Raw genomic sequence first — 5197 nt, 5'->3', positions numbered from 1 at the left:
GAACATCGGGCACACGCAGGCCGCGGCCGGGGTGGCCGGGGTGATCAAGATGGTGCAGGCGATGCGGCACGGTGTGCTGCCGCCCACTCTGCACGTCACCGAACCCACCCCGCACGTCGACTGGTCGGCCGGGCGGGTCGAGCTGCTGTCGTCCGCCCGGGACTGGCCGGCCGGCGATCGGCCGCGCCGCGCGGGCATCTCCTCGTTCGGCATCAGCGGCACCAACGCCCACCTGATCATCGAGGAGGCCCCGGAGCCCGCCTCCCAGCCGGAGCCCGGCTCCGGGCCGGAGGCGGCGGGACCGGCCGCCGAGGCGGCGGCGCAGCAGCCGATCGCCTGGCCGATCAGCGCGCGCAGCGCCGGCGCCCTGCGGGCGCAGGCAGCCCGGCTGCACGCCGCCGTCAGCTCCGGCGAGCCGCCCCGGCCCGCCGACGTGGCGCGCACGCTCGCCGGCCGCGCTGCCCTCCCGCACCGCGCCGTCGTGCTCGGCCGCGACCACGCCACCCTCACCGCCACCCTCGCCGCCTACGCCAACGGAACAACCACCCCTGCCGCCCACGCCAACGGAACCGCCACCCCCACCGCCCACGCCACCCCTGCCGCGCACGCGAACGGGACGGGCGGGCAGCCCAACGGGACGGCCGCGCACGTGAGTGGGGCGGTGGTGGCTGAGGGGGTGGCGGCCGAGCAGCCGCGGACGGCGTTCCTGTTCACCGGGCAGGGCGGGCAGCGGGCCGGGATGGGCCGGGAGCTCGCGGCGGCGGCGCCCGCGTTCGCCACGGCCCTGGACGAGGTGTGCGAAGCGCTCGACCCCTACCTGGACAAGCCGCTGCGCGATGTGATGTGGGCCGAGCCCGGCAGCGCCGTCGCCGAGCTGCTCGACCAGACCGCCTACACGCAACCGGCGCTGTTCGCCTTCGAGGTGGCCGCCTTCCGGCTGCTCGAAGCGTACGGGGTGCGGCCGGACGCCGTCGCCGGCCACTCCGTGGGCGAGTACGCCGCCGCGCACGCCGCCGGGGTCTGGTCCCTGACGGACGCGGCCCGCCTCATCGCCGCCCGCGGCCGGCTCATGCAGGAGCTGCGCGAACCCGGCGCCATGGTCGCGGTGGAGGCGACCGCCGAGGAGGTCGCCGAGACGCTGGCCGGGCTGGAGTCCCGCGTGAGCGTCGCCGCCGTCAACGGCCCCGCCGGGGTGGTCGTGTCCGGCGCCGAGCGGGAGTGCCTGGCGCTCGCCGAGCAGTGGCGGGCCCGCGGCCGGCGCATCCGCCGGCTGCCCGTCAGCCACGCCTTCCACTCCCCGCTGATGGAGCCGATGCTGCCCGCGTTCGCCGCCGAGCTGACGGGTGTGACGTTCGGCCGCCCGCGTACCACCGCCGTCACCGGCATCGAAGGCACGTGGACCACCACCGCCTACTGGCTCGACCAGATCGTCCGGCCCGTGCTGTTCCGGGCGGCGATCTCCCGCCTGGAGGACGAGGGCGTCGGCGTCTTCCTGGAGGTGGGGCCGCAGGCGGTGCTGTCGGGCATGGCGCACGACTGCGTCACCCGCGAGGACGCCGCGATCGTCTCCCTGCACCGCCGCGACCGTACCGAACCCGGAGCGTTCGCCGAGTGCCTGGCCCGCGCCTGGACGGCGGGGGTGGGCGTCGACTGGCGCGCGCGGGCGGCCGGCGGCCGGCACGTGGACCTGCCGACGTACGCCTTCGAGCGGGAGCGCTTCTGGCTCGCCCCGCCCGCGCCCGCCGCCGACCTGTCGGCCGCGGGGCTGCGCGAGGCCGGGCACCCGATGCTTAGCGCGGCCGTCGACCTGCCCGAGGACGGGCCGGTGGTGCTGACCGGCCGGCTGTCGGTGGCCGCCGCGCCGTGGCTGGCCGGGCACGTGGTGTCCGGGACGGTCGTGCTGCCCGGGGCCGCGCTCGCCGAGCTGGTCCTGGAGGCGGCCGGCCGGGCGGACTGCGACGGGGTCGAGGAGCTGGTGTTCGAGTCACCGCTGACGCTGCCGGCGAACGGCGGCGTCGCGGTCCGCGTGGTCGTCGAACGCGCCGACGCCGCGGGCGCCCGGCAGGTACGGGTGTACTCGCGGCCCGCCGACGACCAGGACGCCGACTGGATCCGCCACGTGTCCGCCACGGCCGCCGCCGCCGGCGAGCCGCAGCCCGGCTCGTTCCCCTGGGCCGAGGCGTGGCCGCCGGCCGACGCCGAGCCGGTCGAGGTCGAGGGCGGCTACGAGCGGCTGGCGGAGCGGGGTTACGAGTACGGTCCCGCGTTCCAGGGGTTGCGCGCGGTGTGGCGGCGGGGCGGTGAGCTGTTCGCCGAGGTGGCGCTGCCCGACGAGGTGGACCCGGACGGGTTCGGCATCCACCCCGCCCTGCTCGACGCGGCCTTCCACCCGCTGCTCGTCACCGGGGACGGCGAGACCGTGCGGCTGCCGTTCGAACTGCGCGGCCTGCGGCTCCTGCAGCCCGGCGCGGACCGGCTGCGGGTCCGCCTGACCGGCGCGGGCGGCGACGAGTGCGCGCTCGAGGCCGCCACCCCGTCGGGACGACCCGTGCTCTCCTTCGCCTCGCTCCGCGTCCGGGCGGTCCCGTCCGGGGCGCTGACCGGGTCCGCCCAGGCCGTGTACGGCGTGGAATGGTCCGAGACGCCGCCCGGGAACGGCGTGGCCGAGGCCGTGGTCATCCCGTGCGTGAGCGACCGCCCCGACGACGTACCCGGCGCCGTCCGGCAGCTCACCACCCAGGTGCTGGCCGCGATCGGGGACGCGCGGATGGCCGAGTCCCGGCTGGCGTTCGTCACCCGCGCCGGCGACCCGGCGGGCGCCGCCGTGTGGGGGCTGGTGCGCTCGGCGCAGTCGGAGCAGCCGGGCCGGTTCGTCCTGGCCGAGGTCGAGGACGGCCACTCCGACTGGGGCCGCCTGGCAGCGGTCGCCGAGCCGCAGGTACGGGTCCGCGACGGCAAGGTGCTCGCCCCGGCGCTCGTCCGCCGCAAGCCGGAAACCCGTCCATTACCTGAAATTTCGGGAACTGTGCTGGTGACGGGTGGCACCGGTGGGCTGGGCGCGCTGGTGGCGCGCCGCCTGGTGACCGGGCACGGGGTGCGGGACCTGCTGCTGGTGTCGCGGCGCGGCGAGGCGGCTCCGGGCGCCGGTGACCTGGCCGCCGAACTGCGAGGACTCGGCGCGCACGTCACGGTGGCGGCCTGCGACGTGGCCGATCGCGACGCACTGGCCGCCCTGCTGGCCGACGTGCCGCTGGCGCGGGTCGTCCACACCGCCGGTGTCCTGGACGACGCGCTGGTGGAGAGCCTGACCCCCGAGCGGATGGACGCGGTGCTGGCGCCGAAGGCCGACGCGGCCTGGTACCTGCACGAGCTGACGCGCGATCGTGAGCTGTCGTTCTTCGTGTTGTTCTCGTCGCTGGCGGGTGTGCTGGGGAACGCCGGTCAGGGCAACTACGCGGCGGCGAACGCGTTCCTGGACGCCCTCGCCGCCCACCGGCGGGAGCTCGGCCTGACCGGCGTGTCGATCGCCTGGGGCCTCTGGGACACCGATTCCGGCATGTCGGGCGGGCTGTCGCAGGCGGATGTGGCGCGGCTGGCGCGGGCGGGGATCGCGCCGCTGACCGTGGATCAAGGGCTGGAGCTGTTCGACACGGCCCTGACCAGCCCCGACCCCCTGATGGTCGCCGCCCGCTGGGACACCGCCGGGCTGCGCGCCAGGGCCGAGGCCGGCGACCTGCCGCCGATGCTCCACGGACTCGTCCGCACCACACGCCGTACCGCCAAGCCCTCAGGAGTGGCCGAGCTGATGACCCGGCTCGCCACCCTCACCAGGGACGAGGCGCTGCGGATGCTCACCGAGCGGGTGCGCGGCCACGTCGCCGTCGTACTCGCCCACGGCAGCCCCGACAAGGTCAGCGTGGACCGCGCCTTCAACCAGCTCGGCTTCGACTCGCTCACCGCCGTCGAACTGCGCAACCGGCTCAACGCCGACACCGGCCTGCGCCTGCCGCCCACGCTCGTCTTCGACCACCCCACGATCAGCTCGCTCGCCGAGTACCTGTTCAGCACCCTCGCACCCGCGCCGCCCTCACCCGAGGAGACCCTGCGCGGCGCGCTCGAACGCGTGGGATCCATGCTCACCAGCGCCAAGGGCGACGGCGAGGCCATCCGCAGCAAGCTCGTCGCGGTGCTGCAGAGCGGCCTGGCCAGGTTCGGCGCGGCACCGGACGGCCCGGGCCGTCCCGACCCGGTGATGGACAAGATCGACTCCGCTTCCGACGAGGAGATCTTCGCCCTCATCGACAACGAGATGTGACGCCATGACCGATACCGGAAGGGCCAGACCGATGGGGACCGAGGACAAGCTCCGCGCCTACCTCAAGCGCGCGACCGTCGAACTGGCGGACACCCGCAGGCAACTCGCCGACGAGGAGGGACGCCGGCACGAGCCGGTGGCGATCGTCGGCATGGCCTGCCGCTACCCGGGCGGGGTGACGAGCCCCGAGGAGCTGTGGGACCTGGTGGCCTCCGGCGGCGACGCCATCACCGAGTTCCCCGCCGACCGGGGCTGGGACCTGGACGGCCTCTACGACCCCGACCCGGAGGCGTCCGGCAAGTCCTATGTGCGCCACGGCGGGTTCTTGCACGACGCGGGGGAGTTCGACGCGGGGTTCTTCGGGATGAGCCCGCGCAGCGCGCTGGCGACCGATCCGCAGCACCGGTTGTTCCTGGAGTCGAGCTGGGAGGCGCTGGAGCGGGCCGGGATCGACCCGGGCACGCTGCGCGGCAGCCGCACCGGCGTCTACGCCGGATGCATGTACGAGCACTACTCCACCCGGTTCCTGGAGCTGGCTCCCGGTTCCGTCGAGGGCACCCTCTTCACCTCCAGCGCCTCCAGCGTCCTGTCCGGGCGCGTCTCGTACACGCTCGGCCTCGAAGGCCCCAGCCTGACCGTCGACACCGCCTGCTCCTCCTCCCTCGTCGCCCTGCACCTGGCCGTGCAGTCGCTGCGGCGCGGCGAGTGCGCCCTCGCGCTGGCCGGCGGGGTGTCCGTCATGGCGTCGCCGGTGCCGTTCGTCGAGTTCTCGCGGCAGCGGGCGTTGTCGGCGGACGGGCGGTGCAAGTCGTTCTCGGCCTCGGCTGATGGGGCGGCGTGGGCCGAGGGTGTCGGGGTGCTGGTGCTGGAGCGGTTGTCGTC

At 75.5% G+C, this 5197-nt stretch carries 2 protein-coding genes; both read left to right on the top strand.

From position 1 onward, the window contains the following. Positions 1-4315, top strand: a 4315-nt coding sequence (locus ADY59_RS46490) for a type I polyketide synthase (RefSeq protein ID WP_049577532.1), incomplete at its 5' end; no start/stop codon positions are given. Between the two features lie 4 nt (positions 4316-4319). Further along, the coding region (locus ADY59_RS46485; RefSeq protein ID WP_231619228.1) for a beta-ketoacyl synthase N-terminal-like domain-containing protein at positions 4320-5197 on the top strand (878 nt) is incomplete at its 3' end.

This window comes from Nonomuraea sp. SBT364 (genome assembly GCF_001083785.1).
Classification (GTDB): domain Bacteria; phylum Actinomycetota; class Actinomycetes; order Streptosporangiales; family Streptosporangiaceae; genus Nonomuraea.
The sequence above is the reverse complement of the archived record's forward strand: the minus strand, read 5'-3'. Positions and strand labels throughout refer to the sequence as shown.